The organism is Novosphingobium sp. ERW19, from assembly GCF_012641315.1.
Lineage (GTDB): Bacteria > Pseudomonadota > Alphaproteobacteria > Sphingomonadales > Sphingomonadaceae > Novosphingobium.
This window is the reverse complement of sequence record NZ_JABAIC010000004.1, coordinates 414,728-440,321: the sequence shown is the minus strand read 5'-3', so window position 1 is coordinate 440,321 and position 25,594 is coordinate 414,728. Positions and strand designations below refer to the sequence as shown.

Sequence of the window (25,594 nt, the reverse complement as noted above, 5' to 3'; positions counted from 1 at the left end):
ATCAGCGCCGCGAGAGCGCTGCCTCGCTTTCGGCCATGAGTTGCGCGATGATCTCGGCCACTGGCTCTTCTCGTGTGACCATGCCGACCGACTGCCCGGCCATGACCGAGCCACGCTCGACATCGCCGTCGATCACCGCGCGGCGCAGCGCGCCTGCCCAGAAGTGCTCGATCTCAAGCTGCGCAGCGCCCATGTCGAGCTTGCCCTCGTCGAGCAGCTTGGCAACTTCCACCTGCTTGGCGGTGAACTCCTCGGTGCCCTTGTTCTTCAGCGCGCGGACGGGGATCACAGGCAGGCGCGGATCGACCTGCACCGAGGCCACCGCATCGCGCGCATTGCCCCGGAAGAACGCCGCCTTGAACGCCGGGTGCGCGATCGATTCGGTGGCGCAGGCAAAGCGGGTGCCAAGCTGCACGCCGCTCGCGCCCATCTCGAGGTAGCTGGCGATCATCTCGCCCCGGCCGATGCCACCGGCCACGAACACCACATGCTCCTCGGCCAGCGCGGGCAGGAATTCCTGCGCGAGGACCGAGGTCGAAACCGGGCCGATATGCCCGCCCGCCTCCGAGCCCTCGATCACCAGCGCATCGGCGCCGGAACGCAGCAGCTTCTTGGCCAGCGCCAGCGTCGGTGCAAAGACGAGGACCTTGGCCCCGAACGCCTTGATCGCCTCGACACTGCCCTTGGGCGGGATGCCGCCAGCGAGGACGACGTGGCCGACCTTGTGCTTCGCGCAGACCGCGATCAGGTCGAACAGCGCCGGGTGCATGGTAATCAGATTCACGCCGAACGGCTTCTGCGTCAGCGCCTTGGTCGCGGCGATTTCGGTGTCGAGCAGTTCCGGCGTCATCGCCCCGCAGGCGATCACGCCAAAGCCGCCGGCGTTGCTGATCGCCGAGACGAGATTGCGCTCCGACACCCAGCTCATCGCCCCGCACAGGATGGCGTGCTCCGTGCCGAGGAACTCGGTGCCACGGCGCATGAGAGCAGTTGTCTTGGGTGTGGCAGTCATGCGTGAAGAATCCCGTCCGAAAGTCCGGCGCGCGCTTTAGGGCGGGTTTGGGGCGGCAACAAGGCCGGACTTTGCCGCATGATCGGCCAAAGCGATAACTCTGCACGAATTAACACATTTCACCGATTGCCAAACTTGCAGTAAGAGGGTGCCATCAAGTGGGTTCCCCCTCACCCACCGAGCCCCGAGGACCGGTCGTCGCAATCTCCAGACTGGCCCGGGTCGCACCCCGCCTTTCGGCTCCGGATCGGGCCGGAGGGCGGGGTTTTCTTTTGTGCCAGGAGAACTTTGCCCTAAGCGCGAGCAATGACGAACAGCATTTCCGGCCAGACGCTCAACAGATCCGACATCATCAGGCTCATCGGCATGGGCGCGCAACAACTGGTCGAATGCGATCTCGACGAATCGGACCTGTCGAAGCTGGACCTGTCCGGCTGGACGTTCGAGCGCTGCTCGATGCGCCAAGCCGACATTTCAGGCGCAAGGCTCGCCCGCACCGTCTGGCGCTCGACCAAGGCCCCCTTCGCCAACCTGACCGGCGCAGACCTCGAGGAAGCGCAAGTCACGGGTTGCGATCTCAACAACGCCTCGCTGCGCCGCGCCAACATCGGCTCGGCAAGGTTCATCTCCACCCGCATGACAGGGGCCGACCTGCACCTCGCCAAAGGCATGGGCTTCACGTTCGAGGAAGTGCTGCTGGTCGGCGCGCGCCTGCCCGGCCTGTCATTCCGCAAGGAGAAGCTGGTGCGTCTCGACATGGCGCAGGCAGACCTCGCCAAGGCCGACTTCCGTGGCGCGGTGCTGGAAGGATGTTCGTTGCGTGAGGCCAATCTCGATGGCGCGCAATTCGCCGGAGCCGATCTGCGCGGGTGCGATCTCGGCGGGATCGAATTGGAAGATGCGCGGGTGTTCCGCGGCGCCGTGATCTCGCGCGAGCAGGCCGAACAACTGCTGTCGGGCTGGGGCCTGCTGATTAGGTAGTCTTGTGGGCCCACCCCTGCCCCTCCCGCCTGCGGGAGGGGAATGACAGGGCAGAGATAATCCCCCCTCCCGCAGGCGGGAGGGGCTGGGGGGGGGCATTCGGCGCCAGCCGAAGCTTACTCGGCGTCCATCTCGTAAGCGGTGTGCAGCACGCGCACGGCCAGTTCGGTCTCGTCCTCGTCGATCAGCACCGAGACCTTGATCTCGCTGGTGGTGATCGCCTGGATGTTGATGCCGCGATCGGCGAGCGCGCGGAACATCGTGGCGGCCACGCCTGCATGGCTGCGCATGCCGACGCCGACGACGCTGATCTTCGCCACCTTGCTGTTGGCCAGCATGCGGTAGTAGCCGATCGTGTCCTTGCGCTCTTCCAACAGAGCCTGGGCGCGGGCGAGGTCGGCCAGCGGGACCGTGAAGGTCACGTCGGTCTCGCCCTTGTCCTTGGCGATGTTCTGGATGATCATGTCGACGTTGATATTGGCGGCGGCCAGCGGACCGAAGATCGCGGCAACCGCGCCCGGACGGTCGGAAATGCGCGTCAGGGTGATCTTGGCTTCGTTCTTGTCGGCAGCGATGCCGGTGATCAGCTGGCGTTCCATATCCAATCCTTCAAGCTCTTCGTCAGAGACAATCATCGTTCCCGGAATCGTGTCAGCAGCAGGCGCATCGTCATCGATGAACGAGGACAGCACCTGCACGCGCACGCCTTCCTTCATGGCTAGGCTGACCGAACGGGTCTGCAGCACCTTCGAGCCGACCGAGGCCAGTTCGAGCATTTCCTCGTAGGTGACATTCTTCAGCTTGCGCGCCTTGGCCACGATGCGCGGGTCGGTGGTGTAGACCCCGTCGACGTCGGTGTAGATGTCGCAGCGATCGGCCTTGACCGCCGCCGCCACGGCCACCGCCGAGGTATCCGATCCGCCACGGCCCAGCGTAGTGATGCGCCCGGCATCGCTGACGCCCTGGAATCCCGGAATCACCGCGATCTCGCCCGAGGCCATCGAGGCCAACACGGCTTCCGAATCGATGCCTTCGATGCGCGCCTTGGCGTGGGCATCGTCGGTGTGGATCGGCAACTGCCAACCGAGCCACGAGCGCGCCTTGCAGCCCAGCGCCTGCAGATGCATCGCCAGCAGGCCCGAGGTCACCTGCTCGCCGCTGGCCACGACCACGTCGTACTCGGCCGGGTCATAAAGCGGGTTCGCCTCGCGGCAGAAGTTCACGAGGCGGTCGGTTTCCCCCGCCATGGCCGAAACGACCACCGCAACCTCATGCCCCGCGGCCTGCTGGCGCTGCACGATGCGCGCCACGCGGCGGATGCGCTCGGTTCCGGCCATCGACGTGCCGCCGAATTTCATCACGATGCGGGCCAAGGGCTTGCTCCTGAAGTCTTGCGCGTAAGAATCTTGCCCGCAAGGCCGGTGGACCTTGCAGCGCGCGCGCTTTAGGGACGGCTTATGAGCAATGCAACCTCTGCGAATACCATTCGCCCTGATGAAGCGGCGCATTTCGGCAAGCTGGCGGCAGACTGGTGGAATCCCAAGGGTTCCTCGGCCATGCTGCACAAGCTCAACCCGGTGCGGCTCGGCTTCATCCGCGATGCCATCGATGCGCACTTCGCCAGCGATTCGCGCGGCGCCAGGCCCTTGGCGGGTCGCAAGGCGCTCGATGTCGGCTGCGGCGCAGGCCTGCTCTGCGAACCGCTCGCACGGCTAGGCGCGGAGGTGACCGGCGTCGACGCAGCGGCAGAAAACATCGCCGCCGCCCGCCTCCACGCCGAAGGCTCGGGCCTTGCCATCGACTACCGCTGCGGCGATGTCGGTCAGCTTGGCCTGACGGGCTACGACCTCGTCACCTCGATGGAAGTGATCGAACACGTCGCTGACAAGGCCGCGTTCATTACAGCGCTGGAAGCGGCGCTCGCCCCCGGCGGGCTGATGATCCTCTCCACCCCCAACCGCACCACGCGTTCGCGCCTGCTGCTGGTCGAAGGCGCCGAGGCCATCGGCATGGTCCCGAAGGGCACGCACCACTGGGACGATTTCATCACGCCGGTAGAACTGCACGACCTGCTCGACGCGGCAGGCCTGAAAATGGGCAACCCGATGGGCATCGCCTGGAGCGTATCGAAGGGCCTGCACCTCTCGGACGATCTGGCGCTGAACTACATTGTCACAGTGACGCGAACGGATTGAGCAGACGATGGAACAGGTGATCCTCTCCATCGGGATTGCGCTTTGCCTGTTCGCATTGTGGGCCCTGCTAAGGCAGGACTGGCCACGCTTGATGCGACCCTCGCGTAAAGTTGAAGCTGTGGTCAGCGGCCATGAGCAAGGTTGGGACAGCGGTCGCCCGCTCTATGCCATGCGCCTTCACTTCCAGGCCGAAGGGTGCGAGCACGAAGTGACTGATCAGGTCTGGCGGCGCAAGCCAACGCCGCCCGTCGGCACGAAGCTGATGGTACGCTTTCCGGAAGGCTGCCCGGAGATGGCGCGAGTACCGCGCCCTGCCATGTGGGCTTTTGTTTACGGCTGTATTGTGCTGATGGGAGGCATGCTTCTTGCCAAGGCGCTCGGTCTCCTAGGCGGTTGAGGCTTCAGAAGGAATCCAATGGCCGAACGCTTCGAACGCCACAAACAGGCATGGACCGCTGACGAGATTCAGAAGCTGCACACGCTTGCCAAGAAGGGCATGGCGCTCAAGGCCATCGCCAAAGCCCTGACGCGAAGCGAGGAATCGGTGAAGGTCCGTGCCAAGAGCGACGGACTTTCCATCGCCAAGCTGCGCTAGCATCTACTTTTCAGAGGGAAGAAACTTCTCGACCAGCTCTCGCGCCAGCCGTGCCGGGCGCAGCGTTTCGGCATCGAGGCAGCACCAGCTGGACTTGACCTCGGCCAGCACTTCCTCACCACGCTTGATGATCGTTTCGTAGAACGCGCGCGCGCCCTGCACTTTCTCCAGGATCACGTGGGCTATCACCTGATCGTCGAGGAAGGTCGGGCGGCGGTAGGTGATCTCGTGCTTCAGTGCGACCCAAAGGTGTGCGGCCACCGCCTCTGCCGGGGCCAGCGCGCGCCAATGATCGATCACCGCATCCTGCACCCACGTGAGGTAGGAGGCATTGTTGACGTGCCCCATGAAGTCGATGTCATCGGGTTTTACCGCAATGGGGACGAGATGGGGGATCACGTTGCTCACATTGATGTAGGTAACATGATTCGCAGGGCCTTTACAGGGGCGACATCATCCTTTTCACGCCAGCAACACTTTAACTTGCGAGAAGTTCCTCCACCCATGCCGGAACGATCTCGGTCGCTGCGCCAAGCCGCGTTTCGTGAAACCACGCCGAGCCTTGGCTGCGCTCCAGATTGAGTTCCAGTGTCTGCATGCCAAGATCCCGCGCGGTGCGGACAAGCCCCGCCGCAGGATAGACAGCGCCCGACGTTCCGATGGAGACGAACAGGTCCGCCCCGGCAACCGCCTGGTAGATCTCCTCCATCCGGTAAGGCACTTCGCCGAACCACACCACGTCCGGGCGCAGGGCGCGCATGCCGCAAGCCGGACAGGGCGGTCGGTGGATCAGTGCTTCGGTCCAGCGGTGGCGCTCGTCGCAGGCGGTGCACCAGGCGTTCAGATGCTCCCCATGCATGTGCAGCACGTTCAGCGCCCCGCCGCGTTCGTGCAGATCATCGACGTTCTGCGTCACGATCAGCACTTCGCCGCCCGCCTTCTTGGGCCATTCCCGATCAAGCCGGGCAAGAGCATGGTGCGCGGCATTGGGCTGCTTGGTCTGGATCGCCGCGCGGCGCATGTCGTAGAAGCGCAGGACAAGCTCGGGATCGCGCGCGAAAGCCTCGGGCGTGGCGACGTCCTCCACCCGGTGCTGCTCCCAAAGGCCCCCTCCGCCACGGAAGGTGTCGATCCCGGACTCTGCAGAAATTCCCGCTCCGGTGAGAATGACGATATTGCGTGGCTTGCTCATCGCGACCATGAAGCACGCGACTTGAAGGATAGGCAATGACCAGAATCGGAATCATCGGCAGCGCTGGACGAATGGGCAATGCGCTGCAGGCAGCAGTCGCCGCAGCCGGGCACGAATTTGCCGGCGGCATCGACAAGGGCGGCGATCCCCTCGCCCTCGCCCAGGCGAGCGACGTGCTGGTCGATTTCTCCGCCCCCGGCGCGCTGGAGTTCAACCTCGACGCAGCGATTCACGCGGGCAGGCCCATCGTGATCGGCACCACGGGGCTGGAAGAACGCCACCACTGGCTGATCGATTCTGCCGCCGTCAGCATCCCGGTGCTGCAGACCGGCAACACCTCGCTGGGCGTCACGCTCCTTGCCCATATCGTGCAGGAAGCTGCCTCGCGCCTTGGCGAGGACTGGGACATCGAGATCGTCGAGACGCATCACCGCATGAAGGTCGATGCGCCTTCGGGCACCGCGCTGCTGCTCGGCGAAGCGGCGGCCAAGGGCCGCGGCGTGCGCTTGGCCGACGAAGCCGTGCGCGGGCGCGATGGCATCACAGGCGCGCGCAAGGCTGGCACCATCGGCTTTGCAGCATTGCGCGGTGGTTCGGTGGCGGGCGACCACTCGGTCCACTTCCTCGCCGACAACGAACGCCTGACCTTCTCCCACCTCGCCGAAAACCGCGGCATCTTCGCCAAGGGCGCGATCCGCGCGGCCGAATGGATCATCGGCAAGGCGCCGGGACGCTACACCATGCCCGAGGTGCTTGGCTTGTGAGGGGTTCTGGGGCTCTGACATGAAGAGGGCGGACATCTTCGAATTCTTCCGCCGCCTCGCCGAGGCCAACCCCTCGCCCGAAACGGAGCTGGAATACGGCAACGTCTACCAGCTGCTGGTCGCGGTGACGCTTTCCGCGCAGGCGACCGACGTCGGCGTCAACAAGGCGACACGCAAGCTCTTCGCCAACGTCAAGACGCCGCAGGACATGCTCGACCTTGGCGAGGAGGGCCTCAAGGAGCACATCAAGACCATCGGCCTGTTCAATTCCAAGGCGAAGAACGTCATGGCCATGGCCGAAATCCTGGTCGAGAAGTACGGCGGCGAGGTTCCGGCAGACCGCGATCTCCTGACCGAACTGCCCGGCGTCGGCCGCAAGACCGCCAACGTCGTGATGAACTGCGCGTTCGGAGCGGAAACCTTTGCGGTCGATACGCATATCTTCCGCGTCGGCAACCGCACCGGCCTCGCGAAGGGAAAGACGCCGCTCGCCGTTGAAAAAGGGCTGGAGAGACACGTTCCCCAGCCGTTTCGCGTCGGCGCGCATCACTGGCTGATCCTCCATGGACGCTATGTGTGCAAGGCGCGGACGCCCGAATGCTGGCACTGTGGGGTGGTTGATCTTTGCAGCTTCAAGGGCAAGGTTCTGGAGAAAGGGACCAAGCCGCCGCAAGCGAAGCAGGCAAAGACCCCCTTGAGTCGCAGGACAAGGAAGGAGAGCAAGGCATGAAGCGCGTTACTCCATTTCTGATCGCAGGCCTTACGCTGGCGGTGGCGGGCTGCACCGCCGATGCCAAACAGGGCAATAACGGCCATCGCGCCGACATTCCCAAGGCCAAAGTCGTCGGCAAGCCGGTCAATTGCCTTCCGCTCCAGACCATCCGCGAAAGCCAGGTCCGCGATGACTGGACCATCGATTTCCGCACCAGCGGCGGCCAGTGGTATCGCAACACCCTGCCCAACCGCTGCTTCACCCTCGGCTTCGAACGCGCGTTCTCCTATTCGACCTCGCTCACCCAGTTGTGCAACGTCGATATCATCACGGTACTGGTCAACAACGGCGGCCCCGGTCCGATCAACCGGGGGGCCTGCGGCCTCGGCGAGTTCACCCCGGTCGAACTGGAAAAGTAGGCTCTACTTCTCGTAATTCGCCGGATCGAGGTTCAGCCCCGCCCGCCCGTCCGCCACGGTATGCGCAGGCGCGTGCGGCGGCTCGGCATCCGGGTCCAGCGGCGGCTGCAGCATGCCTTCCCACTTGGTGATGACCGACGTCGCCACCGCATTGCCCACCACGTTCGTCGCCGTCCGACCCATGTCGAGGAAGGTATCGACGCCGAGCAGCAGCGCGATGCCCTCGAGCGGCAGGCCGAACTGCGTCAGCGTCGCGGCGATGACGACGAGGCTGGCGCGTGGCACCCCGGCGATGCCCTTCGAGGTGACCATCAGCGTCAGCAGCATGGCGATCTGCTGCCCCACCGACAGCTCGATGCCATAGGCCTGCGCGATGAACATTGTCGCAAAGCTGGTGTACATCATCGAACCGTCGAGGTTGAAGCTGTAGCCCAGCGGCAGCACGAAGCCCGAAATGCGGCGCGGCACGCCAAAGCGGTCGAGCTGTTCGAACAGCTTGGGCAGCGCGGATTCCGAACTCGCGGTCGAGAACGCGAGCAGCAGCGGCTCGCGGATGTAGCGCGCGAGAAGGAAGATCCGCCCCTTGAGGAAAATGCCGCCCAGCGTCAGCAGGATGATCCACAACAGCGCCAGGCCGAAGTAGAATTCGGACACGAACACGCCATAGGTCACGACAATGCCCAGGCCCTTCGTGGCGATCACCGCAGCCAGCGCCCCAAACACCGCCAGCGGCGCCATGCGCATCACGTAGTCGGTGATCTGCAGCATCAGGTGGGCAAGCGCCTCGCACCCGCGCACGATCGGGGCGCCGGTCTCGCCGATGGCGGAAAGTGCCACGCCCGCAAACAGCGAGAACACGAGAATCTGCAACACGTTGTTCTTGGCCATCGCGTCCAGCGCGCTGGTCGGGAAGATTTCCAGCACGAAGTGACGCAGCGTGAAGTCCGCCGTTGCCAGATCGCCCACTGGCCCTGCCGCGGTGAATTCCAGCCCCACCCCCGGCTTGAACAGGTTCACCAGCAACAGGCCGAGGCCGATCGAGATCAGGCTGGCGGTGATGAACCATGCCAGCGCCCGCCCGCCAATGCGGCCCAGCGCCGCGCTGTCGCCCATTCCGGCGATGCCCGTCACCAGCGTCGCCAGGATCAGCGGCGCGATGATCATCTTGATCAGGTGCAGGAAGATATCGGGCAGCAGCTTCAGCGTGTCGGCGATCTGCGCCAGCGTCGCATCACCCTGCGGATAGCTGGTGTTGAGAACGTACCCGACGAGAATGCCGAGCACCATGCCGATCACGATGTAGAGGGTAAGGCGCTTGGCCAAGAAACATGCTCCCGCAATTTTGTTGCAGAGGAGACTAACGACGTTTCAGGCCCGGCTCAACCGCCAGCAGCTGCTTTCAGCCGACTTGCCCCCGATGGAGCAGCTTCTGGTCCGCCAGCACCAGCGCCATCATCGCCTCGACCACCGGCACGCCACGGATTCCGACGCACGGATCGTGACGGCCCTTTGTCATCAGCTCGGTCGCTTCGCCCTCGCGCGTGATCGTCGGCATCGGCGTGAGGATCGATGATGTCGGCTTGAACGCCACGCGCACTGTCACCGGTTGGCCGGTGGAAATGCCGCCAGCGATGCCGCCAGCATGATTGGCAAGAAACTCCGGCGTCCCATCGCCCGGCCGCATCGGATCGGCATTGCCTTCGCCGGTGTTGCGGGCCGCCTCGAAACCGTCACCGATCTCCACGCCCTTCACCGCGTTGATGCCCATCATCGCATGCGCCAGTTCGGCATCGAGCTTGGCATAGAGCGGCGCGCCCCAACCCGCCGGTACACCCGTCGCCACACACTCCACCACCGCGCCCAGCGACGAGCCCGACTTGCGTGCATCGTCGACCAGCTTCTCCCAGCGCGCCGCCGCCCACGAATCCGGGCAGAAGAACGGGTTGCGGCTGATTTCGGCGGCGTCGAAGTGATCCATGTCGATCTTGTCGCCACCAATCTCGCTGACCCAGGCGAGGATTTGCACTTCGGGAATCACCAGACGCGCCACCGCGCCAGCGGCCACGCGCGAAGCCGTCTCGCGCGCGGAAGACCGCCCCCCGCCGCGATAGTCGCGGAAGCCGTACTTGGCGTCATAGGCATAGTCGGCATGACCGGGGCGATAGGCCTTGGCTACGTCGCCGTAGTCCTTCGAACGCTGGTCGACGTTCTCGATCATCAGGCTGATCGGCGTGCCCGTCGTGCGGCCTTCGAACACCCCCGAAAGGATACGCACCTGATCGGGCTCCTGCCGCTGCGTCGTAAAGCGCGACTGGCCGGGGCGGCGCGCGTCGAGAAACGGCTGGATCTGCGCCTCGCTGATGGCAAGGCCGGGAGGGCAACCGTCGACCACCGCGCCAATCGCGGGCCCGTGGCTCTCGCCCCAGGTGGTGAAACGGAATAGGTGACCGAAGCTGTTGAGGCTCATGGGATGGCGCTTTGTCGCAGATGCGCGGAAAAGTCCACCTTTCGGCGCGCACGCCATCGCGCTATCGCACACCCCATGTTCCTCGTCGTCTTCCGCAACCGCAAGCGCGCCGATATCGACGCCGCCGCCTACTCGGCCGATGCCCAGGCGATGGAAGACCTCGCCGCGCAGCAACCCGGTTACCTCGGCTTCAAGAGCTACACCGCCGACGATGGTGAGGTGGTCGCGCTGTCGGAGTGGGAAGACGAAGCCGCAGCCCTCGCCTGGCGCCGCGTCGCCCACCACGCCGAGATGCAGGGCAAGGGCCGCGCCGAGTACTACGAGAACTACACCCTCTTTGCAGGCACGCCGACGCGCGTGCATCACTTCGACAGGCAGGCATGATGAGCGTTACGGTCTACGGCATTCCCAATTGCGACACAGTCAAGAAGGCAAGGCATTGGCTCGACGCGCACGGCATCGCCTTCACCTTCCACGACTACAAGAAGCAGGGTGCCGACCCCGCGCGAATTGCAGACTGGATTGCAAAGGCGGGACTCGACAAGGTCGTCAACAAGGCCGGGACGACCTACCGCAAGCTTGACGATGCACAGAAGGCCGCACTCGCTGGCGAAGGCGCCCCCGCCGTGCTGGCCGAGAACACCTCGGTCATCAAGCGCCCGATCGTCGAGCATCCGGGCGGCTTGCTGGTCGGGTTCAAGGAAGCGGAGTGGGCGGCTGCTTTGGGTTGAACGCATCTCGCCGGCGCGGCCCCGACCCACATCCCAAACACCACCGCCGCCCCGGGCTTGACCCGGGGCTGGGCATTTTTTTCTGTTTCACGCAGAGGCGCAGAGAAGAAAAAGGGGACGCGGAGAAGGGAAGAAGGAAAGGCATGGCAATTAAGGCCTGCGGCGAAGCCGCCTCCAGACCTTTCTTCTTCTCTGCGCGCTCCGCTCCCCCCGCGTCTCGGCGTGAACCAACTCAGGCCACCTTGACAAAACGAACCATATAGGTTATACGCCCCGCCCACAGGTCAGGAGAGGGCACAAGGCCAACCCGCTCCTCTCCCTTCGGACGCCAACACATCGTGAAGGCGTCCGGCGCGATCGGTGCGGCAGGTGCGCGTGGGTTCAATGCGGGGCGTAAAGCCCAAGACCCACCGGGCAAGACCTGTCGTTACCCAAGGACAGACAGGACACCCCAGGGCTGATAGCACGGCGCCGAACCCTGAGCGACGCTGCGGATGCGGAACCCGCCTAGACTTGCGTGACAGTGTCGGCGCAAACGACAGGTTCTTTTCACGCAGCCGCTTGCCAGAAGCCAAGGCAGCCCGCGAGCCGCTGCCAACGCTTCGTCCCGTCAAACATGTCCGCCCTCAGGCTGAGCCGACAAGGGGTTCGGAACCGCCCCCCGGCCACTCGCAACCGGTCCCGCGCCCTCCCTTTGCGTGCCACAACGGCACCGCACCGGTCGCGCGATCTGTGACTATTCCACCGGCGCACCCGTCCGCATTCGCCAGCGGATGCGATCTCGTACCAAAGTCATGGCGTCCCCGCGAAGGCGGGGACCTCGGTGTTCTCACGGAACCTCAGCGCAAACCGCCCGAGGCCCCCGCTTTCGCGGGGGAGCAGAGAAGGAATATCTCACGCAAAGCCGCAAAGACGCGAAGATGGTGCGCCATGCGGCGAAGCCGTGATCTCCTTCAAACGCCATTCGAATGGCAAGGAAGGCCTGCGGCGCTCACAATCTCTTCGCGTCTTTGCGTCTTTGCGTGAGTCACCCCGGGCGAAGCCCGTAATCTTCTCCGCGATCTCTGCTCCCTCTGCGCCTCCGCGCGAAACCCCTTCCTGCCTCCCCGCGCAGGCGGGTGCCCAGAAGCTTTCACACAACAAAAAAGGGAGCGGCTTGCACCGCTCCCTCTTGTCTTCAGCCGCTTCGGCAGAACCCTTATGCAGGACCCTTCTCGAAGGTGGCGAAGTTTTCGTTGCCGACGAAGCCGAACTTCGTGACCTTCGCGTCGGTGATGATCTTCATCAGCCGGTTCGCGATTTCGTAGCTGGCGAATTCCTCGGGCTGGAACTGCAGTTCCGGCTCGGGATCGATTCCCTTCGTCGAAGCGATGATCGAGACCAGCTGACCTTCGCTTACCGAAGCACCATTCCAGAGGATCTGGTTGGTCGCGGTCAGCACCAGCTTGTTCTTGATCGGATCGATCGTGACGTTGTTAGGAACCGTCGTCGGCTGCGGGAGGTCGATGTTCACCGCGTGGGTGGCCACGGGGATGGTGATGATGAACATGATGAGGAGAACGAGCATGACGTCGATCAACGGCGTCGTGTTCATTTCCATCATCGGCGAGCCATCATCCTTGCCGCCACTCATTGCCATGGTTGGTACTCCTGTTCGCTCTCTGGGCCTGTCGAGGGTCCGGGTTTAGCCCGGATCGACCGGCGTCGAGATGAAGCCGACTTTCGGATAGCCAGCGGACTGGACGTTGTAGATCGCACCAGCGATGCACTTCCACGGCACGTTCACGTCGCCACGGATATGCACTTCGGGGATCTTCTCGGGGTCCATGTTGGCGGCGCCGCCTTCACGCTTCACGATCGCATCGAGGCGATTGAAAGCCTGCTGGTACAGCTCCTGGTTGTCCACCGGGGTGATGTTGTTGAAATAGACGCGGCACTGGCCGGTGCGCGAAGAACCCTCATATCCGGGCTCCTTCGGGCTACGGCCTGCGGCGTCCGTCGAGACGACCGAAAGCATCAGGTTTTCGACCTTGTCCTGCGATTCCTCGCTGACAAGAATGGGGACCTTGAGCTTTTCGATCGACTGGATCGCGACGGGCACCGCGATGAGGAAGATGATCAGCAGCACCAACATCACGTCCACGAGCGGCGTGGTGTTGATGTCCGACATCGGGCGTTCTTCTCCGCCAGCGCCGCCTACAGACATTGCCATGGGTTACATCCTATCCGTTTTGAGCCGCGAGTGGGGCCGGAGCGATCGTGAGAACTGGCTCCGGCCTGTGGACTCGCGTTTCCGGAAAGGGGCCGAAGGGTGAGCCTCCGGCCCGGTTCTTTGCTTACTTCTTGACCGGAGCGGCCGGAGTGGCCGGAGCAGCCGGAAGAGCAGGCTTCACAGCGCCCTTCGAGTTGATGTTCGCCAGGATGTCGGTCGAGAAACCCGAAAGCAGCTCGGCGATCTTCTTGTTGCGAGCCTGCAGCCAGTTGTAGGCAAGCACGGCCGGAACGGCGACGAGCAGACCCAGCGCGGTCATGATCAGAGCTTCACCGACCGGACCGGCGACCTTGTCGATCGAGGCCGAACCAGCGAGACCGATGTTGATCAGCGCGTTGTAGATGCCGACCACGGTACCGAACAGACCGATGAACGGAGCGGTTGCACCGACGGTGGCGAGGAACGGAAGGCCGCCGGCGAGGCGAGCGTTCACGAACGCTTCCGAACGGGCGAGCGAACCGTGCAGCCAGTCATGGGCTTCCATGGCGTCGGTCATCTTGCCGTGCTGGTCTTCGGCGGCGATGCCGTCGTCGACGATCTGGCGCCATGCCGAGTTCTTCTCGAGCTTCGCAGCGCCTTCACGCAGCGAAGGAGCGCGCCAGAACGTGCCGATGTTCTTGTACTGGCCGATGATCTTGTTCTGCTCCATGAGCTTGGTGAACAGGATGTAGAACGAGCCGAACGACATGATCGCGAGGATCACGAGGGTGGCGATGCCGATCCAGTTCGGCTGACCATTCGGGAACAAGGCTTCCTTGATGCCGAAGGACTTCTGCGGCGCTGCGGCGCCAGCGGCGGCAGCAAGAGCGTAGATGAACATTGCGAGTCTTCCTCTTCAATTCAAATCAAAGTGCGTGAGTGCCGGTTGGACCAGGCTCTCGTGTCAGTTCCGCTACCGGATCAATCCTTCGGGATGACCCAGCGGATCGAGTTCGAATACGAGCCCGTGGTCGGCTGGCCTTCACCATCCGTCGCGGGCGTGAAACGCGCGCGGCGGCGGACGTTGGCGCAGGTCGCCTCGTCAAGATCCGGGCTGCCGGAAGATCTGGTGATCTGGCAGTCCGTCACCTTGCCGTCGGTACCGACCGTGACACGGAAACCCGTGGTGCCTTCACGCTCTTCGCGAAGCGCACGCGAGGGGTAGTCGTTCGACGTCGCCCAGTTGCCGGGGTTGCCCTTGGGCGCAGCGCCCTTGGGCTGGAAACGCGGCGGGGGCGGAGCGGCAGGCGGCGCGGGAAGCGCAACCGGTGCCGGCGGAGCCGGAATCGGCGGTGCTTCATTGACCGTCTGGACCTGGGGCGCCGGCGCGTTGAAGCTGATCGGCGGCGGAGGCGCGACGATCGGCGGCGGCGGCGTGTTCTCCTTCGGAGGCGGCGGCGGCGGCGGCTCCTCCGGCGGCTTCTCTTCCTCGATGTTGACCGCCGAGGTCACCTCTTTGACCTTCTTGAACGCCTCTTGAGCCAGGCCCGTAACGAGCGCGTAGCCAACGGCGACATGAAGAATCGCAACGACGATGAGCGCGGTGATCTTGTTACCGCTCATCTGTTGGTCAGCGTATGCCATTCAGCTCCAATACTCCTGATCGCCCACCCGGGCCCGGAGCACGCGCTTGACGGCCCTGACCAAGGTGGTGCCCGCGCGCAGGATCACCGTCCTGCCCGAAGGCCAATCCAGCAAATTTCAATCCACCCTGCCGGCAACCCGGTCCGCCGACATCAAACCAGGGGGTTTGGCGGCGGCAAGCGTCGGGCTGCTTGTTTTGGATTGCCCGAACGGGCGCATCTTTAACGGCGAAGCCAAAGGCGCGCAAATGCTTTATCCGTTAACTCGTGATTCATGGTTGCACTGCCTGAAATCAGCCAGAAACGAAGCGCGGATTCCGCCGGAGACCCAATCATGCCTAGGTTTGTATCGAATGCTGTGCTCCCTGCCGTTGCCTGCGCAATGCTCTTTTCAGGATTCGCAGGCTCGTCGGCGATGGCTACGCAGCCAGCGATTCGGCCTGTTGACGGCGCTGTCACGGCAAGCACCACTCCCTCTTTGACATACGCCGACCTTGCCTCGCTGGCCGACGCTGCCGAAACGGTGCTGCGCGTCCAGGTGCGCAAGGCATCGCGCCTCAAGCCCGAACAGGCCCCCGGCGTGGCGCCGGGCATGGCGCGCGTCCTGATCGAAGCCCGGACCCAGACCGTGCTGACCGGCCCCGCCATGGGCGAGACCGTGCGCTATCTTGCCGATGTTCCGCTCGATGCACGGGGCAAGGTCCCGAAGCTTTCAAAGGCCGTCGTGCTGCTGTTTGCGCGGACCGTGCCCGGCCGTCCCGGAGAAATCAGCCTTGTCGATGCCGGCGCGCAGCTGCCGTGGTCAGGCGAAACCGAGATGCGGACCCGCGCGATCCTCACCGAAATGCTCTCGCCCGACGCGCCGCCGCGGATCAAGGGCGTCCGCGAAGTCCTGCATGTCCCCGGCAATCTCGTCGGCGAAGGCGAGACGCAGGTGTTCCTGCAGACCCAGAACAATGCGCCCGTGTCGCTCTCGGTCGTCCGTCGACCGGGCATGGAGCGAACTTGGGGAGTCAGCCTGTCCGAGATCGTCGATCAGGCCGCCCGCCCCCCCGCGCGTGACACGCTGACCTGGTATCGCCTCGCCTGCAGCCTGCCCGCGCAGATGCCGCCGGGTGCAAGCCTGTCCGGCAGCGCCGCGCACGTCCGCGCGGCAGCGGAAGATTACGCCTTCGTCGTCGCCCAGCTCGGCGAGTGCAGCCGCAGCCGGCCCGCAGTGGAGCGCTGAGCAAACGCGAGGTTGCCCGCCTCGCTCATGTCTCCTAAGGCCCGCCGCGCAGAATCTGCAAGTTTCAGCGGACGGGAATGACATGAGCGAACCTTTGCGCATCGCGCTGGCCGGGCTGGGCACGGTCGGCGGCGGGGTAATCCGGTTGATCGAGGCCAATGCGGACCTCATCGCAAGGCGTGCGGGCCGCCCCATCGTCATTACCACCGTCAGCGCGCGCAATCGCCAGAAGGACCGCGGCTTCGATGTCTCGCGCTATGCCTGGGAGGACGACATGGTCATCCTCGGCGAACGGCCCGATGTCGACGTCGTGGTCGAGCTGGTTGGCGGGGCGGATGGCCCGGCACTCGCCTTGGCCCGCACCACGTTCGAGGCGGGCAAGGCACTGGTCACTGCCAACAAGGCGATGATCGCGCACCACGGCGTGGAACTTGCCACCAAGGCGGAAGCCGCCAAGGTCGCGCTCAAGTTCGAAGCGGCAGTGGCGGGCGGCATCCCGGTCATCAAGGGCCTGAAGGAAGGCGTTGCCGCCAACGAGATCGCGCGGGTCTATGGCATCCTCAACGGCACCTGCAATTACATCCTCTCGACCATGGAGGATACGGGCCGCGACTTTGCCGACGTGCTCGCCGAAGCGCAGGCCAAGGGCTATGCCGAGGCCGACCCGACGTTCGACATCGACGGGATCGATGCGGCACACAAGCTCTCGATCCTCTCCTCGATCGCCTTCGGCACCGCGGTAGACTTCGCCCCGGTCGCAGCGACCGGCATTCGCCGCGTGCTGGCGGCCGATATCGCGCAGGCCGATGCGCTCGGCTACTATATCCGCCTGATCGGCATGGCCGAGACCGAGATCGACGCTGCCGGCAATCGCCGCCTGTTCCAGCGGGTCCATCCGCATCTCGTCCACCGTGATCACCCGCTTGCCCATGTCGATGGCGCGACGAATGCGGTCGTCGCAGAGGGCAACTTCGTCGGCCGCCTGCTGTTCCAGGGCGCCGGTGCCGGTGACGGTCCCACGGCCAGCGCGGTCGTGGCCGACCTTATCGACATTGCCCGTGGCGATATCGGTGCGCCGTTCTCGATCCCCGTGGCGGAGCTGGATCATGCAGCGCCCGCAGAGGTCGGCCATCGCACCGGCAAGGCCTATATCCGCTTCAACGTCGCGGATCGCCCCGGTGTTCTGGCCGAGATCACCGCGGCGATGCGCGATGCCGGCGTCTCGATCGAAAGCCTGATCCAGAAAGGCGGGGCCGACAATGCGCCGGTCATGGTTTCGATGGTCACGCACGAGGGGCCGGAAAGCGCCATCACCGAAGCGTTGCGCCTGCTCGATGGCTCGCCCGTGCTGGCCGAGCCGCCGCTGGTGCTGCACATTCTGGGTGAATGAGTGTTCCGGCGCTCTCAGGGCGCCGGGATCTCACCCTTGGCGATGCGGTCCGCGTCCGAACCGGGCGGCGGTGGCGGCAGCGCCTTGATATCGAACATGTAGATCTCGGTGGGCTTCCCGCCGAGGCCGATGCATCCGCGGCTGCAATCGCGCAGGCCCGAGACGTTCGGCGCGCGGGGCAAGCCATCGTCGGTCGACTTCGCGCCATCGGTCTCGTCACGCAGCGGCACGCGCTCACGGTCGCTGGCTTCCTTGCCGCCGCAGACGACGATCGTGCCGTCAGATCGCTGCATCGGTCGGCAACGCTGGGTCTGTGAGGTGGTCAGCAGGTTGCGCGCAACGTCTGCATCGCTGGTGGCGGCACCAGGCACGACCGGTCCCTGCTTCGCCGGAGCCGCCGCAGGCGTTTGATCCTGCGCAGACGCGGGCAAGGCGCCAAAAAGAAGCGCAAGGCCTGCCAGAACTGCCACTCTCTGTCTCGACAAGACCCTTACCTCGCGTCTAGTGCCAAGGTCACACCAGCGTCATCTTTGCCACGCAATGCCCTTTGCGCGACATAGCGATGATTGCGCATACGTTTGCACAGCTTGCGTGCCGCGTCGAGCCGGGTCTGCCGGTGATATGCTGCACACGGGCTGAACCAGATTTCGAAGTACGTCCCTGTTCGTCACCACCCGACCAAGCTGGAGCCATCGTGACCGATAAGACCAACAATCCCGCCGCCTCCCAGGTTCTCGACCGCGTGCTCGTGCTCGAGATGGTCCGCGTGACCGAAGCCGCCGCCATCGGCGCATCGCGGCTGATCGGTCGCGGTGACGAGAAAGCCGCCGACGCCGCCGCTGTCGAGGCGATGCGCGCCGCCTTCAACGAACTCTACATGGACGGCACCGTGGTGATCGGCGAGGGCGAGCGCGACGAGGCGCCGATGCTCTACATCGGCGAGAAGGTCGGCGCGGCACCGGGCAAGGGTCCGAAGATCGACATCGCCCTGGACCCGCTCGAAGGCACCACCATCACTGCCAAGGATGGCCCGAACGCTCTTGCGGTGCTGGCCGTGGCCGAAGAAGGCGGCCTGCTCAACGCGCCAGACGTGTACATGGACAAGCTCGCCTGTGGCCCCGGCTATCCCGATGGCATCATCGACCTCGACAAGTCGCCGACCGAGAACGTCAAGGCCGTGGCTGCGGCCAAGGGCGTGGCACCGGGCGACATCAACGTCTGCGTGCTTGATCGCCCGCGTCACTCCGCACTGATCGAGGAACTGCGCGCGCTGGGCTGTGGCATCAAGCTCATTCCCGATGGCGACGTGGCAGGCGTGATTGCCGTGACCAACGAGGAAACCGGCGTCGACTTGTACATGGGCACCGGCGGCGCGCCCGAAGGCGTGCTTGCCGCAGCGGCGCTGCGCTGCGTCGGCGGGCAGTTCAAGGGCCGCCTGCTGTTCCGCAACGAAGACGAGAAGGCCCGCGCCCGCAAGTGGGGCATCGAAGATCTGAACAAGCAGTACGATCTGGTCGAGCTGGCCAAGGGCGACTGCATCTTTGCCGCAACCGGCGTCACCGATGGCTCGCTGCTGGCAGGCGTCAAGGTCCACAAGAGCGGCGTGATGACCACCGAAAGCGTGGTGATGCGCGCCTCGTCCGGCACCGTGCGCTGGGTCAAGGGCGAGCACCGCAAGGGCCGCTGACCGCGAACCAGCAACTGACCATGAGGCCGGATGCCATGGGCGTCCGGCCTTTTTGCATTTTCAGGTCCCGAAGCGCAGGATCCTCGGGGGCGGCAGGTCCTCTTGCAACGCTGAAGTGCGCCGCAAGATGTGCGGGTTGGGCGCCTCCACCGGCCTGTTTTCGATATCGCGCGTGCGGAAGGTCGCAACCAGATCGGTGAGTCGTTCAGCCTCTGAGGACAAGCTGCGGGTGGCGGCAGAGGATTGCTCGACCATCGCCGCGTTCGCCTGCGTCATCCGGTCCATCGCGGCCACTTCCACGTTGACCTGTTCGAGACTTTCCGCCTGCCGCGCCGCGGACTGCGCAATCTGCGCGACCAGCGCATCGACCGCGGCGATCTGATCGACAATCCCGGTCAGGCGTGTGCCCGTCTCCCCGACCAGGCGGACACCTTCCTCCACCTGGCTCGTGCTGTTCTCGATCAGGGTCTTGATATTCTGGGCCGCCTCGGCAGAGCGCTGGGCCAAGGCCCGGACTTCGGTTGCGACAACGGCAAAGCCCTTGCCGGATTCGCCCGCGCGCGCCGCCTCGACGCCCGCATTCAGGGCCAGCAGGTTGGTCTGGAAGGCTATGCCATCGATGACCGAGATGATCTTGCTGATCTCCTGCGCCGAGGCTTCGATCGCGGCCATTGCGGTAATGGCCTGCTGCACCACTTCGCCGCCGCTGCTGGCCTCGCCATGGGCAGAGTTGATCGCGACATTGACGTCCTTCGCCCCCGACGCGGTTTCCCGCACGCTGCCGGTCACGCGGTGCATGGCCGACGCGGTCTGGGCGAGGCTCGATGCCTGCTGCTCGTTCCGTCGCGCCAGATCGTCGCTGGCATCACGGATCTCGGCAATCGAGCTCATCACGCTGGCCGCGCCGACCCTGACGGTGCGCATCGCCGATGCCAGTGCATCCACCGCGATGTTGTAGTTCGTCCGCAATTCCTCGTAATCGCCGGGGAAGCGCTGCTCGATGCGATGCTCGAGGTTCTGGCGCGCCATGCAGTCGAGCCCCGCCGACAGCGCCGCGACAACCGCCTGCTGCTCCTCCTGGGCCTTGGCCCGGGCCATGCCATTCTCCCGGAAGACGGCAATGGCGCGCGCCATCACGCCGATCTCGTCATTGCGCTCGGCCCCTGTAGCTTCGACGCGATAATCGCCTTCGGCCATGCGCTGCATGGTGTCGGCAGTCTCGACAAGCGGGGCCACCACGCGCTGGCGGATCATCCGCGCGGCCTGCAGGACGATCGCAAACACCGCCAGCGCGATGCCTGCAAAGGCGACGATCAGCACCATCACGAGCCGGTTGGCGTGAGCCATCAGCGAGGTCCGGTAGGCCGTGGAATGCTCGACCAGTCGCTCCACTGCGTCATGCTGCTTCTGGTAGGCGGACGCCAGTTCGTCGTGGTGGACGCGGGTCATCGTCTCCAGATCGCCCGCAGCGAGCGCCGGCAGGAAGCGCTTGTCGATCGCCGCCCAGAAGGCATCGGCGGTGCCGATCGTCGCCGAGACCTCGTCGCGCAGCTCCTCAGGGATCGGGGCGGTCTGCCAATAGGCCTTGCGCTGTTCGAACAGCGTGCGCTCTTCCGCCAGTTCCGCACGCGCGCGCGCAGCATGGCCGGGATCGCTCAGCGTCCAGGTGGCGTGCAGGTAGGGTTCGACGACGAACGCGGGCGGCGGCAGGACGTCTGCAAGAAGTTCGTCCTGCAGCAGGTTCTCCTTGTGGAGAGGCCCGCCGAAACGGATGTAGCTTACTGCAATGCCAACGATCACGATCGCTGCCAGTATCAGGGCGACAACAAGTTTCGCCCCGCGCGAAGTCTGCTCGCTGATCATGCCAATGTCCCTTTGGTTTGGTGGACATTGCATGGACCATCGCGGTTATGTTGCAGTTTCAGCGATATAGCGGCCTTTACTACCGTAGATGTCCCACTGAACTTGCAACCGTAAATAAAAAAGCCCCGCCGGATCGCTCCGGCGGGGCCTCTTCGACTGTTCCGACAGGTCGGCGAAGCGTTACGCCTCGTCGCCTTCGATCAGGTAATCGCCGGCATCGGCGTCAGTGCCGTGGGTCTCGCCCTCGACTGCTGCCAGCGGATCGTCACCGATCGCGGCTTCCGGGCCCTGCGCCAGTTCGGCCGCATGCTCTTCGGCTGCCGTCGCCGGAGCGATCAGCGATTCCTGGAGCCTGCGGTAGGACGCACGCAACGCGGCATCGCGCGAGGAGGCGGCGACGCGCAGGCGGTTCATGCCCGCACCGGTACCGGCGGGGATGAGACGACCGACGATCACGTTCTCCTTGAGACCGATCAGCGAGTCCTTCTTGCCTTCCACGGCCGCCTGCGTGAGCACGCGGGTGGTTTCCTGGAACGACGCGGCCGAGATGAACGAACGCGTCTGCAGCGAGGCCTTGGTGATGCCGAGCAGCACCGGCTTGCCTTCGGCGGGCACCTGGCCTTCTTCCAGCTTGGCGTTGGTTTCGAGCATCTCCTCGAGGTCGACCTGTTCGCCCGGCAGCAGGGTGGTGTCGCCACCGTTGGTGATCTCGACCTTCTGCAGCATCTGGCGAACGATCACCTCGATGTGCTTGTCGTTGATCTTCACGCCCTGCAAGCGGTAGACTTCCTGGATTTCTGCCACGAGGTATTCGGCCAGAGCCTCGACGCCCATCACTTCCAGAATGTCGTGCGGATCGGGCGAGCCCGAGATCAGGTTGTCGCCCTTCTTGACGTAGTCACCTTCCTGCACGTCGATCACGCGGCTCTTCGGCACGAGGTACTCGACCGGTTCACCCTCCTCGGGGATGATCGCGATCTTGCGCTTGGCCTTGTAGTCACGCACGAACTCGATGCGGCCGGCGATCTTGGCGATGATCGAGTTGTCCTTCGGCTTGCGGGCCTCGAACAGTTCGGCAACGCGCGGCAGACCGCCGGTGATGTCGCGGGTCTTGGCGGCTTCGCGCGAAGCACGGGCGAGGATGTCGCCCGCTTCGACGCGCTGGCCGTCTTCGACCGAGAGCGTGGTGCCCGGTGCCATCAGGTAGCGTGCAGCTTCACCCGAATCGTCGTCGAGCAGGGTCAGGCGAGGACGCAGGTCCTCCTTCTTGCCCCGGCCGGCGGCACGGTTCTCGGTGACGACGCGGCTCGACATGCCGGTGGCTTCGTCGGTCTGCTCGGTCAGGGTCTTGCCGTCGACAAGGTCCTGATAGCGCACGATGCCCGGCTTTTCGGTGATCACCGGCAGGGTGAACGGGTCCCATTCAGCGAGGCGATCGCCCTGCGAAATGATCGCACCGTTCTCGTGCAGCAGGTGGGTACCGTAGGGCACGCGGTGGATCGCGCGCTCACGGCCCTCGGTGTCCATGACCACGATTTCGCCGTTGCGGGCCAGCGACAGACGACGGCCGCGCTTGTCGGTGATCGTCGGGATGTCGCGGTAGACCACGGTACCATCCGAGATCGCTTCGAGGTGCGACTGCTCGTTGACCTGCGCCGCGCCACCGATGTGGAAGGTACGCATGGTCAGCTGGGTGCCCGGCTCACCGATCGACTGCGCGGCGATGACGCCGACAGCTTCACCGATGTTGACCGGCGTACCACGGGCAAGGTCACGGCCATAGCACGTGCCGCACACGCCCTGCTGGGCTTCGCAGACCAGCGGCGAGCGGATCTTGGCCGACTGCACGCCAGCGGCCTCGATGCGGGCAATCGCGGCTTCGTCGAGCAGTTCGCCCTTCTGCGCGATCACTTCGCCCGACTTCGCCTCGATCAGGTCTTCGGCAAGGGTACGGCCGAGGATGCGCTCGCCCAGCGAGGCAATGGTCGAACCGCCCTGGACGATCGCGCGCATTTCCAGCGCACGTTCGGTGCCGCAGTCTTCCTCGATCACGACGCAGTCCTGCGACACGTCGACCAGACGACGGGTCAGGTAACCCGAGTTCGCGGTCTTGAGCGCGGTGTCAGCGAGGCCCTTACGGGCACCGTGGGTCGAGTTGAAGTATTCAAGAACGGTCAGACCTTCCTTGAAGTTCGAGATGATCGGGGTTTCGATGATCTCGCCCGAAGGCTTGGCCATCAGGCCGCGCATGCCCGCAAGCTGCTTCATCTGCGCCGGGGAGCCACGAGCGCCCGAGTGCGACATCATGTAGATCGCGTTGATCGGCTTCTGACGGCCGGTCGCCTCGTCAACAGGCGAGCTCTTCAGCTCTTCCATCATGGCGTTGGCCACCTGGTCGCCGCAGCGGCTCCAGGCGTCGATCACCTTGTTGTACTTTTCCTGCTGGGTGATCAGACCGTCCTGGTACTGCTGCTCGTAGTCAGCCACCAGTTCCTTGGTCTCGGCAACCAGGGCATCCTTGCTGTCGGGGATGATCATGTCATCCTTGCCGAACGAGATGCCTGCCTTGAACGCGTTGCGGAAGCCCAGCGCCATGATGGCGTCGGCGAACAGCACCGTGTCCTTCTGGCCGGTGTGGCGATAGACCTGGTCGATCACGTCGCCGATTTCCTTCTTCGTCAGAAGGCGGTTGACGATCTCGAACGGAACCTTGTGGCTCTTGGGCAGGCATTCGCCAATCAGCATGCGGCCCGGCGTCGTTTCGAAACGCTTGAGGTACTGCTTGCCGTTCTCGTCGGTCTGCGGAACGCGGGCGATGATCTTCGAGTGCAGCGTGACGGCCTTGGCCTCCAGCGCCTGGTGCACTTCGGCCATGTCGGCCAGCATCATGCCTTCGCCCGGCTCGCCGGCGCGGTCCATCGACAGATAATAGATGCCCAGCACCATGTCCTGCGAAGGCACGATGATCGGCTTGCCGTTGGCGGGCGAGAGGATGTTGTTGGTCGACATCATCAGCACGCGCGCTTCAAGCTGGGCTTCCAGCGAAAGCGGCACGTGGACGGCCATCTGGTCACCGTCGAAGTCGGCGTTGAACGCCGAGCAGACGAGCGGGTGCAGCTGGATCGCCTTGCCTTCGATCAGGACCGGCTCGAACGCCTGGATGCCGAGACGGTGCAGCGTAGGCGCACGGTTCAGCATGACCGGGTGTTCGCGGATCACCTCATCAAGGATGTCCCAGACTTCCTTGCGTTCCTTCTCGACCCACTTCTTGGCCTGCTTCAGGGTCATCGACAGACCCTTGGCATCAAGACGCGCGTAGATGAACGGCTTGAACAGTTCGAGCGCCATCTTCTTGGGCAACCCGCACTGGTGCAGCTTGAGTTCCGGCCCGGTCACGATGACCGACCGGCCCGAATAGTCGACGCGCTTGCCGAGCAGGTTCTGGCGGAAGCGGCCCTGCTTGCCCTTGAGCATGTCGGACAGCGACTTCAGCGGACGCTTGTTGGCGCCGGTGATGACGCGGCCACGGCGGCCGTTGTCGAACAGCGCGTCAACGGCTTCCTGCAGCATGCGCTTTTCGTTGCGGACGATGATGTCCGGCGCGCGCAGCTCGATCAACCTCTTCAGACGATTATTGCGGTTGATGACGCGGCGGTAGAGGTCGTTGAGGTCCGAGGTCGCGAAGCGGCCACCGTCCAGCGGCACCAGCGGGCGCAGTTCGGGCGGGATGACCGGCACGACATCGAGGATCATCCATTCGGGGCGGTTGCCCGAATCGATGAACGATTCCACGACCTTGAGGCGCTTGATGATCTTCTTGGGCTTCAGCTCGGATTTGGTCGTCCGCAGCTCTTCCAGCAGATCGTCGCGCTCCTGCTCGAGATCGAGGTTCATCAGCATGTGCTTGACGGCCTCGGCCCCGATGCCGGCCGAGAAGGCGTCTTCGCCATACTCGTCCTGCGCGTCGAGCAGTTCGTCTTCGGTCAGCGTCTGGTACTTCTCGAGCGGGGTCAGGCCCGGCTCGGTGACCACGTAGCTTTCGAAATAGAGGATGCGCTCAAGGATCTTGAGCTGCATGTCGAGCAGCAGGCCGATGCGCGAGGGCAGCGACTTGAGGAACCAGATGTGCGCAACCGGCGCGGCCAGTTCGATGTGGCCCATGCGCTCGCGGCGCACCTTGGTGACGGTGACTTCGACGCCGCACTTTTCGCAGACGACGCCCTTGTACTTCATGCGCTTGTACTTGCCGCAGAGGCACTCGTAGTCCTTCACGGGGCCGAAGATGCGCGCGCAGAACAGGCCGTCACGCTCGGGCTTGAACGTGCGGTAGTTGATGGTTTCCGGCTTCTTGATCTCGCCGAAGGACCAGCTGCGGATGCGCTCGGGGCTCGCCAAACCGATCTGGATCTGGTCGAAGGTCTCGGGCTTGGCGAGCTGGTTGGTGAATTTGGTCAGGTCGTTCATGTGGTGCCGTTCCCTTGCCTCAATGTGAGGCGTTGGACGTGAATTTCGGTGCGAAGGGAT

At 64.4% G+C, this 25,594-nt stretch carries 26 protein-coding genes; 13 read left to right on the top strand and 13 right to left on the bottom strand.

Annotated elements, in window-relative coordinates:
- Nucleotide 1 precedes the first annotated feature (1 nt).
- Nucleotides 2–1,012 (bottom strand): nitronate monooxygenase, encoded by a 1,011-nt coding sequence (locus tag HGI46_RS10775; RefSeq protein WP_168904136.1) that lies wholly within the window; start codon nt 1,010–1,012, stop codon nt 2–4.
- Between the two features lie 306 nt (nt 1,013–1,318).
- On the opposite strand from HGI46_RS10775, the gene HGI46_RS10770 reads away from it, so the two are divergent.
- Nucleotides 1,319–1,993, top strand: a complete 675-nt coding sequence (locus HGI46_RS10770) for a pentapeptide repeat-containing protein (RefSeq protein WP_168904135.1) — start codon at nt 1,319–1,321, stop codon at nt 1,991–1,993.
- A gap of 116 nt (nt 1,994–2,109) precedes the next feature.
- Here the strand turns inward: HGI46_RS10770 and HGI46_RS10765 are convergent, their stop codons facing one another.
- A complete protein-coding gene (locus HGI46_RS10765; protein WP_205525290.1) occupies nt 2,110–3,351 on the bottom strand; it encodes an aspartate kinase in 1,242 nt (413 codons plus the stop codon).
- A 99-nt stretch (nt 3,352–3,450) separates the two neighbouring features.
- Here HGI46_RS10765 and ubiG point away from each other — a divergent pair, with 99 nt between their 5' ends.
- Genes ubiG through HGI46_RS10750 form a run of 3 tightly spaced genes read left to right on the top strand, consistent with a single transcriptional unit; the run spans nt 3,451 to nt 4,783 of the window.
- Nucleotides 3,451–4,188: a bifunctional 2-polyprenyl-6-hydroxyphenol methylase/3-demethylubiquinol 3-O-methyltransferase UbiG gene (gene ubiG, locus HGI46_RS10760; protein ID WP_168904134.1), complete on the top strand. Its 738-nt coding sequence runs from the start codon at nt 3,451–3,453 to the stop codon at nt 4,186–4,188.
- 7 nt (nt 4,189–4,195) lie between these two features.
- Complete coding sequence (locus HGI46_RS10755; protein WP_168904133.1) at nt 4,196–4,585, top strand: DUF3592 domain-containing protein; 390 nt, start codon at nt 4,196–4,198, stop codon at nt 4,583–4,585.
- An 18-nt stretch (nt 4,586–4,603) separates the two neighbouring features.
- Nucleotides 4,604–4,783: a hypothetical protein gene (locus HGI46_RS10750; protein WP_168904132.1), complete on the top strand. Its 180-nt coding sequence runs from the start codon at nt 4,604–4,606 to the stop codon at nt 4,781–4,783.
- 3 nt (nt 4,784–4,786) lie between these two features.
- Here the strand turns inward: HGI46_RS10750 and HGI46_RS10745 are convergent, their stop codons facing one another.
- Together HGI46_RS10745 and HGI46_RS10740 are read right to left on the bottom strand one after the other, a co-directional pair.
- Nucleotides 4,787–5,191 carry a thioesterase family protein gene (locus HGI46_RS10745; RefSeq protein WP_168904131.1) on the bottom strand — a complete coding sequence of 135 codons (405 nt, stop codon included), beginning with the start codon at nt 5,189–5,191 and terminating at the stop codon, nt 4,787–4,789.
- A 70-nt stretch (nt 5,192–5,261) separates the two neighbouring features.
- Nucleotides 5,262–5,975 (bottom strand): NAD-dependent deacylase, encoded by a 714-nt coding sequence (locus tag HGI46_RS10740; RefSeq protein WP_168904130.1) that lies wholly within the window; start codon nt 5,973–5,975, stop codon nt 5,262–5,264.
- Between the two features lie 35 nt (nt 5,976–6,010).
- Between HGI46_RS10740 and dapB the strand changes: the two genes are divergently transcribed.
- From dapB to HGI46_RS10725, 3 genes are read left to right on the top strand one after another with little or no spacing between them, the layout of a single operon-like run.
- A complete protein-coding gene (dapB, locus tag HGI46_RS10735; RefSeq protein ID WP_168904129.1) occupies nt 6,011–6,739 on the top strand; it encodes a 4-hydroxy-tetrahydrodipicolinate reductase in 729 nt (242 codons plus the stop codon).
- A 19-nt stretch (nt 6,740–6,758) separates the two neighbouring features.
- On the top strand, nt 6,759–7,469 hold the full coding sequence (gene nth, locus HGI46_RS10730; RefSeq protein ID WP_168904128.1) for an endonuclease III: 711 nt from the start codon (nt 6,759–6,761) through the stop codon (nt 7,467–7,469).
- Entirely contained in the window at nt 7,466–7,870 is a 405-nt protein-coding gene (locus HGI46_RS10725) for a hypothetical protein (protein ID WP_168904127.1), read from the top strand. Before nth ends, HGI46_RS10725 begins: the two co-directional genes overlap by 4 nt.
- A gap of 3 nt (nt 7,871–7,873) precedes the next feature.
- On the opposite strand, the gene HGI46_RS10720 is transcribed toward HGI46_RS10725, so the two are convergent.
- Both HGI46_RS10720 and aroC read right to left on the bottom strand, forming a co-directional pair.
- Nucleotides 7,874–9,193 carry a dicarboxylate/amino acid:cation symporter gene (locus HGI46_RS10720; protein WP_168904126.1) on the bottom strand — a complete coding sequence of 440 codons (1,320 nt, stop codon included), beginning with the start codon at nt 9,191–9,193 and terminating at the stop codon, nt 7,874–7,876.
- Between the two features lie 76 nt (nt 9,194–9,269).
- A complete protein-coding gene (gene aroC, locus HGI46_RS10715; RefSeq protein WP_168904125.1) occupies nt 9,270–10,337 on the bottom strand; it encodes a chorismate synthase in 1,068 nt (355 codons plus the stop codon).
- 75 nt (nt 10,338–10,412) lie between these two features.
- Here aroC and HGI46_RS10710 point away from each other — a divergent pair, with 75 nt between their 5' ends.
- Both HGI46_RS10710 and HGI46_RS10705 read left to right on the top strand, forming a co-directional pair.
- Complete coding sequence (locus tag HGI46_RS10710; RefSeq protein ID WP_168904124.1) at nt 10,413–10,721, top strand: antibiotic biosynthesis monooxygenase; 309 nt, start codon at nt 10,413–10,415, stop codon at nt 10,719–10,721.
- Nucleotides 10,721–11,068 carry an arsenate reductase gene (locus HGI46_RS10705; protein ID WP_168904123.1) on the top strand — a complete coding sequence of 116 codons (348 nt, stop codon included), beginning with the start codon at nt 10,721–10,723 and terminating at the stop codon, nt 11,066–11,068. The genes HGI46_RS10710 and HGI46_RS10705 overlap by 1 nt, the downstream gene beginning before the upstream one ends.
- A gap of 1,198 nt (nt 11,069–12,266) precedes the next feature.
- On the opposite strand, the gene HGI46_RS10700 is transcribed toward HGI46_RS10705, so the two are convergent.
- From HGI46_RS10700 to HGI46_RS10685, 4 genes are all read right to left on the bottom strand, one after another.
- Nucleotides 12,267–12,707 (bottom strand): biopolymer transporter ExbD, encoded by a 441-nt coding sequence (locus tag HGI46_RS10700; protein WP_168904122.1) that lies wholly within the window; start codon nt 12,705–12,707, stop codon nt 12,267–12,269.
- Between the two features lie 45 nt (nt 12,708–12,752).
- Entirely contained in the window at nt 12,753–13,280 is a 528-nt protein-coding gene (locus tag HGI46_RS10695) for a biopolymer transporter ExbD (protein ID WP_118072878.1), read from the bottom strand.
- A gap of 124 nt (nt 13,281–13,404) precedes the next feature.
- Nucleotides 13,405–14,160, bottom strand: a complete 756-nt coding sequence (locus tag HGI46_RS10690) for a MotA/TolQ/ExbB proton channel family protein (protein WP_039333391.1) — start codon at nt 14,158–14,160, stop codon at nt 13,405–13,407.
- Between the two features lie 80 nt (nt 14,161–14,240).
- On the bottom strand, nt 14,241–14,903 hold the full coding sequence (locus tag HGI46_RS10685) for an energy transducer TonB (RefSeq protein WP_039333390.1): 663 nt from the start codon (nt 14,901–14,903) through the stop codon (nt 14,241–14,243).
- Between the two features lie 46 nt (nt 14,904–14,949).
- On the opposite strand from HGI46_RS10685, the gene HGI46_RS22115 reads away from it, so the two are divergent.
- The 3 genes from HGI46_RS22115 to HGI46_RS10675 all read left to right on the top strand — a co-directional run bounded on the left by HGI46_RS22115 (nt 14,950) and on the right by HGI46_RS10675 (nt 17,520).
- Entirely contained in the window at nt 14,950–15,384 is a 435-nt protein-coding gene (locus HGI46_RS22115) for a hypothetical protein (RefSeq protein WP_240344856.1), read from the top strand.
- Complete coding sequence (locus HGI46_RS10680) at nt 15,381–16,130, top strand: hypothetical protein (protein ID WP_240946689.1); 750 nt, start codon at nt 15,381–15,383, stop codon at nt 16,128–16,130. Before HGI46_RS22115 ends, HGI46_RS10680 begins: the two co-directional genes overlap by 4 nt.
- An 82-nt stretch (nt 16,131–16,212) precedes the next feature.
- Complete coding sequence (locus HGI46_RS10675) at nt 16,213–17,520, top strand: homoserine dehydrogenase (RefSeq protein ID WP_168904120.1); 1,308 nt, start codon at nt 16,213–16,215, stop codon at nt 17,518–17,520.
- 14 nt (nt 17,521–17,534) lie between these two features.
- On the opposite strand, the gene HGI46_RS10670 is transcribed toward HGI46_RS10675, so the two are convergent.
- Nucleotides 17,535–17,891 (bottom strand): hypothetical protein, encoded by a 357-nt coding sequence (locus tag HGI46_RS10670; RefSeq protein WP_162895930.1) that lies wholly within the window; start codon nt 17,889–17,891, stop codon nt 17,535–17,537.
- A 323-nt stretch (nt 17,892–18,214) separates the two neighbouring features.
- Between HGI46_RS10670 and glpX the strand changes: the two genes are divergently transcribed.
- Nucleotides 18,215–19,207 (top strand): class II fructose-bisphosphatase, encoded by a 993-nt coding sequence (glpX, locus tag HGI46_RS10665; RefSeq protein ID WP_168904119.1) that lies wholly within the window; start codon nt 18,215–18,217, stop codon nt 19,205–19,207.
- Between the two features lie 60 nt (nt 19,208–19,267).
- Here glpX and HGI46_RS10660 read toward each other — a convergent pair whose 3' ends face one another.
- Complete coding sequence (locus HGI46_RS10660) at nt 19,268–21,070, bottom strand: methyl-accepting chemotaxis protein (protein WP_168904118.1); 1,803 nt, start codon at nt 21,068–21,070, stop codon at nt 19,268–19,270.
- 180 nt (nt 21,071–21,250) lie between these two features.
- A complete protein-coding gene (gene rpoC, locus HGI46_RS10655) occupies nt 21,251–25,534 on the bottom strand; it encodes a DNA-directed RNA polymerase subunit beta' (protein ID WP_168904117.1) in 4,284 nt (1,427 codons plus the stop codon).
- Nucleotides 25,535–25,594 lie beyond the last annotated feature (60 nt).